This is a genomic window from Protofrankia sp. CiT1, from assembly GCF_917627335.1.
Lineage (GTDB): Bacteria > Actinomycetota > Actinomycetes > Frankiales > Frankiaceae > Protofrankia.
This window is the reverse complement of sequence record NZ_CAKJTP010000005.1, coordinates 51,857-56,383: the sequence shown is the minus strand read 5'-3', so window position 1 is coordinate 56,383 and position 4,527 is coordinate 51,857. Positions and strand designations below refer to the sequence as shown.

The following is a 4,527-nucleotide window of genomic DNA, read 5'->3' as shown; positions in this document are numbered from 1 at the left end:
GCGGTTACGTTAGCCATATCTACAGCTCGGTGCCGGTGCGACGGGAGATCCGCACCTTCGTGCCGTCATCGTTGATGCGGTAGCCGATCCTGGTCGGACGGCCGTCGGACGGATCGACAATCATGACGTTGCTGACGTGGATGGGCGCTTCCTGGGTGACGATGCCGCCGGACTGCGAGCCCCGAGCGGAGGTGTTCACCCGGGTGTGTCGGACGACCCTGTTCGCGCCCTCGACAACCACTTTGTCCTCAGCGGGGAAAGCCCTGATGACCTTCCCCTTGAGCCCACGGTCCTTACCTGTCACGATCTGGACCGTGTCGCCTTTTCTGATCTTCATTCTGGCCACGGTCACAGCACCTCCGGCGCCAGCGAAATAATCTTCATGAACTTCTTGTCACGCAACTCGCGACCAACCGGTCCGAAGATGCGTGTACCCCGGGGGTCGCCACCGTCCCGGATGAGCACGGCGGCGTTCTCGTCGAACCGGATATAGGAGCCGTCGGGACGCCGGCGCTCCTTGGTGGTGCGTACGACGACCGCCTTGACCACGTCACCACGCTTGACGCCAGCCCCGGGCAGGGCGTCCTTCACGGTCCCGACGATGATGTCGCCGATACCGGCATAACGACGCCCCGAACCACCGAGTACCCGAATGCACAGCAGTTCCCTGGCACCCGTGTTGTCGGCGACCCGAAGCCGCGACTCCTGCTGGATCACTTCCCGCTCCCGAACTGCGTCGGCGCCCGCCTGCCGGCGGCCGGCTCGCTAGACCCTTCCAAGTCCTCCGGCGGCGCGAAAAACCACGATCACGCCGCCATCGGCCCGTAGAACACAATCGGCTGGTCGATCTACTTGGCCTTCTCCAGAACCTCGACCACACGCCAGCGCTTGGTCGCCGACAGCGGGCGGGTCTCCATCAGCAGGACCCGGTCACCGACGCCGGTCGTACTGTTCTCGTCGTGTGCCTTGACCTTCTTGGTACGCCTGATGGTCTTGCCGTAGAGCGGGTGCTGAACCCGGTCCTCCACCGCGACCACCACGGTCTTGGCCATCTTGTCGCTGATCACAAGGCCTTCGCGGACCTTGCGGAAGCCGCGGCCGCCGGTCGCCGCCCGCGCGGTGACCGGCGGGTTCCCTGTCGCCGGGGTGCCGTCCGTTGTCATCCCATTCACGCCCGTTCCACCTGTATCGCCGCCGTTGTCTGCAACGGCTCAACGCCGCCAACCGCTCCGGGCACTTCAGTCCCGACCAGGTTCGGATCATCAGCGAGGCCGAGTTCACGCTCCCGGAGCACCGTGTAGATACGCGCGATGTCACGCCGGACGTCCTGCAGGCGGCGATTGTTGGAAAGCTGACCGGTAGCGGCCTGAAAACGGAGGTTGAAGAGCTCCTCCTTGGCCTCGCGCAGCTTGTCCACCAGGTCCTGCCCAGACAGGGTCCGTAGCTCGTCGGCGGTCGCGGTCGCCATCACGCGCCTCCCTCGCGGGTCACGAACCGGCACTTCATCGGGAGCTTGTGGATGGCACGCCGCATCGCCTCCCGCGCGACCGGCTCAGACACCCCCGAGAGTTCGAACATCATGCGCCCGGGCTTGACGTTGGCGATCCACCACTCCGGCGAGCCCTTGCCCGAACCCATCCGGGTCTCAGCCGGCTTCTTGGTCAGCGGCCGGTCCGGGTAGATGTTGATCCAAACCTTGCCACCACGGCGGATGTGGCGCGTCATCGCGATACGCGCCGACTCGATCTGCCGGTTCGTCACATAGGCGGACTCCAGCGCCTGGATGCCGAACTCACCGAACGCGATTTTGGTGCCGCCCTTGGCCGCGCCGCCACGACCGGGATGGTGCTGCTTGCGGTGCGCGACCTTACGGGGAATCAGCATTGTCCTAGCCCTCCGTCTCCTGGGCCGTCCCAGCAGCGGGCGCGGCGGTGTCGAGCGGAGCCGAAACCGGAGCTGAGACCGGCGCCGCGGGGGCAGCCGCCTCAGCCGCCGGGGCCGTCACAGCCGGCGCGGTAGCGGTGTCAGCGCCAACCGCAGCCGTCGCGTCACCACCGCTACCAGCGTTACCGCTACCAGCGTTACCGCCACCACCACCGGTGGCACCGCCACCGCCACGGCCACGCCGCTCACCCTGCCGCGCGGCGGCACGCCCGGCGTCGGTGCCACCGGTGGTGGTACCCGACGAACCCGACCGTGGCCCACGGCGCGGGCGCTCCCGGCGGTGCTGGCGCTGGAGTGCCTCCTGCGCCTCCCGCTCCGCACGGCTCTGGACCACGTCACCCTTGTAGATCCAGACCTTCACGCCGATACGGCCGAAGGTGGTCCGGGCCTCGTAGAATCCGTAGTCGATGTCGGCGCGCAGCGTGTGCAGGGGCACCCGGCCTTCGCGGTAGAACTCCGAGCGGCTCATCTCGGCGCCGCCCAGGCGTCCGGAACACTGCACCCGGATGCCCTTGGCGCCGCCCTTCATCGCCGACTGCATGGCCTTGCGCATCGCCCGCCGGAAGCTGACCCGGCTCGACAGCTGCTCCGCCACGCCCTGCGCGACGAGCTGGGCGTCGACCTCAGGGTTCTTCACCTCAAGGATGTTGAGCTGGACCTGCTTGCCGGTCAGCTTCTCGAGGTCGCCGCGGATGCGGTCGGCCTCAGCGCCGCGACGTCCGATGACGATCCCCGGGCGGGCGGTGTGGATGTCCACCCGCAGCCGGCCCTGGGTCCGCTCGATGTCGACCCGACTGATTCCCGCGCGCTCCATACCCCGGGACATCATCTTACGGATCTTCACATCCTCGCCGACGTACGCCTTGTACTGCTTGTCGGCGTACCAACGAGAGGTGAACTCCGAAGTGATCCCGAGCCGGAACCCGTGCGGGTTGACCTTCTGCCCCACTACCGGGCCCTCCTTGCAGTCTGCGATGCGCCGGTCGACGCGCCGCGGGTCACCGAAACCGGTTCCCGGCTTTCCACGACGACCGTGATGTGGCTGGTCCGCTTCCGGATCCGGTAGGCACGGCCCTGCGCCCGCGGACGGATGCGCTTGAGCGTCGGGCCCTCGTCGACGTAGACCTCGCCCACCCAGAGCGTGGACGGGTCAAGGCCGTGATTGTGCTCGGCGTTCGCAACCGCGCTCGCGACCACCTTGTACACGTCCTCGCTGGCCGCCTGCGGGGCAAAACGGAGGATGTCCAGGGCCTCGCGGGCGGAACGGCCACGGACCAGGTCGACAACCCGACGCGCCTTGGTCGGCGATACCCGGACATAGCGGGCCGAGGCCTTCGCCCCGTCCAGACCGGACCGGGTGAGCCCGTCCACGAGGTCGTCAGCCACGACGCGACCTCCGGTCTTCCTTGACGTGACCGCGGAAGGTCCGCGTCGGCGCGAACTCGCCGAGCTTGTGACCAACCATCCCCTCGGTGATGAACACCGGGACGTGCTTGCGGCCGTCGTGCACGGCGATGGTGTGCCCCAGCATGTCCGGGATCACCGTCGAGCGCCGCGACCAGGTCTTGATGACGTTCTTCGTGCCCTTGGCGTTCTGTACGTCCACCTTCTTGAGCAGGTGGTCGTCGACGAACGGGCCCTTCTTCAGGCTACGTGGCATGGCGTGTCTCCTCCTTCCCGCTCAGAACCGATGGTCATACGTCGATTGGCACCGGATGTGAACAATCATGATCACCGCCGCCTGTTCTGCTTCCGACGACGGACGATCAGCGCGTCGCTCGACTTACGGGTAGCGCGGGTACGCCCCTCGGGACGGCCCTTCGGGTTCACCGGATGCCGGCCACCGGAGGTCTTGCCCTCGCCACCACCATGCGGGTGATCAACTGGGTTCATCGCCACACCGCGGACGGTGGGCCGACGCCCCTTCCAGCGCATCCGGCCGGCCTTGCCCCAGTTGATATTGTTCTGCTCGGCGTTGCCCACCTCACCGACCGTGGCCCGGCAGCGGACGTCGACGTTGCGGATCTCACCGGAGGGCATCCGGAGCTGGGCGAAGGGACCGTCCTTGGCCACCAGCTGCACGCTCGCGCCAGCGCTGCGCGCGATCTTCGCACCACCGCCGGGACGCAGCTCGATGGCGTGCACCACCGTGCCGGTCGGGATGTTGCGCAGCGGCAGGGCATTACCAGGCTTGATGTCGGCGGTCGTGCCCGAACTGACCATGTCGCCCTGCTTGAGTTTCACCGGGGCGAGGATGTAGCGCTTCTCGCCGTCGGCGTAGTGCAGCAGAGCGATCCGCGCGGTCCGGTTCGGGTCATACTCGATGTGCGCGACCTTGGCCGGCACACCATCCTTGTCCCGCTTGAAATCAATCAGACGGTAGGCACGCTTGTGCCCGCCGCCCTGGTGCCGTGTGGTGATACGCCCGTGGACGTTCCGACCGCCCTTGGAGTGCAGCGGGCGGACCAGCGACTTCTCCGGATGGTCACGAGTGATCTCGACGAAGTCGGCCACGCTCGAACCACGGCGACCCGGTGTGGTCGGCTTGTACCTACGAATACCCATGGTTATCCACCGTGTCCT

General features: G+C 67.2%; 9 protein-coding genes. All 9 read right to left on the bottom strand.

The features are described from left to right. Nucleotides 1-19 precede the first annotated feature (19 nt). Nucleotides 20-337 (bottom strand): 50S ribosomal protein L24, encoded by a 318-nt coding sequence (gene rplX / locus MJ785_RS02015; protein WP_239310564.1) that lies wholly within the window; start codon nt 335-337, stop codon nt 20-22. 11 nt (nt 338-348) lie between these two features. Further along, the gene (gene rplN, locus MJ785_RS02010) at nt 349-717 is read right to left on the bottom strand and encodes a 50S ribosomal protein L14 (protein ID WP_131748536.1); all 369 of its coding nucleotides are present in this window, start codon (nt 715-717) and stop codon (nt 349-351) included. Nucleotides 718-848: 131 nt separating this feature from the next. Then, nucleotides 849-1,163 (bottom strand): 30S ribosomal protein S17, encoded by a 315-nt coding sequence (gene rpsQ, locus MJ785_RS02005; RefSeq protein WP_370651612.1) that lies wholly within the window; start codon nt 1,161-1,163, stop codon nt 849-851. 5 nt (nt 1,164-1,168) lie between these two features. Continuing rightward, a complete protein-coding gene (rpmC, locus tag MJ785_RS02000; protein ID WP_239310554.1) occupies nt 1,169-1,468 on the bottom strand; it encodes a 50S ribosomal protein L29 in 300 nt (99 codons plus the stop codon). Continuing rightward, on the bottom strand, nt 1,468-1,884 hold the full coding sequence (gene rplP, locus MJ785_RS01995) for a 50S ribosomal protein L16 (RefSeq protein WP_239310553.1): 417 nt from the start codon (nt 1,882-1,884) through the stop codon (nt 1,468-1,470). Before rplP ends, rpmC begins: the two co-directional genes overlap by 1 nt. A 4-nt stretch (nt 1,885-1,888) precedes the next feature. Further along, complete coding sequence (gene rpsC, locus MJ785_RS01990; protein WP_239310552.1) at nt 1,889-2,893, bottom strand: 30S ribosomal protein S3; 1,005 nt, start codon at nt 2,891-2,893, stop codon at nt 1,889-1,891. Then, nucleotides 2,893-3,330, bottom strand: coding sequence for a 50S ribosomal protein L22 (rplV, locus tag MJ785_RS01985; protein ID WP_239310551.1), 438 nt, complete (start codon nt 3,328-3,330; stop codon nt 2,893-2,895). The genes rpsC and rplV overlap by 1 nt, the downstream gene beginning before the upstream one ends. Further along, the gene (gene rpsS / locus MJ785_RS01980) at nt 3,323-3,604 is read right to left on the bottom strand and encodes a 30S ribosomal protein S19 (protein WP_239310550.1); all 282 of its coding nucleotides are present in this window, start codon (nt 3,602-3,604) and stop codon (nt 3,323-3,325) included. Before rpsS ends, rplV begins: the two co-directional genes overlap by 8 nt. Nucleotides 3,605-3,675: 71 nt before the next feature. After that, complete coding sequence (rplB, locus tag MJ785_RS01975; RefSeq protein WP_239310549.1) at nt 3,676-4,509, bottom strand: 50S ribosomal protein L2; 834 nt, start codon at nt 4,507-4,509, stop codon at nt 3,676-3,678. Nucleotides 4,510-4,527 lie beyond the last annotated feature (18 nt).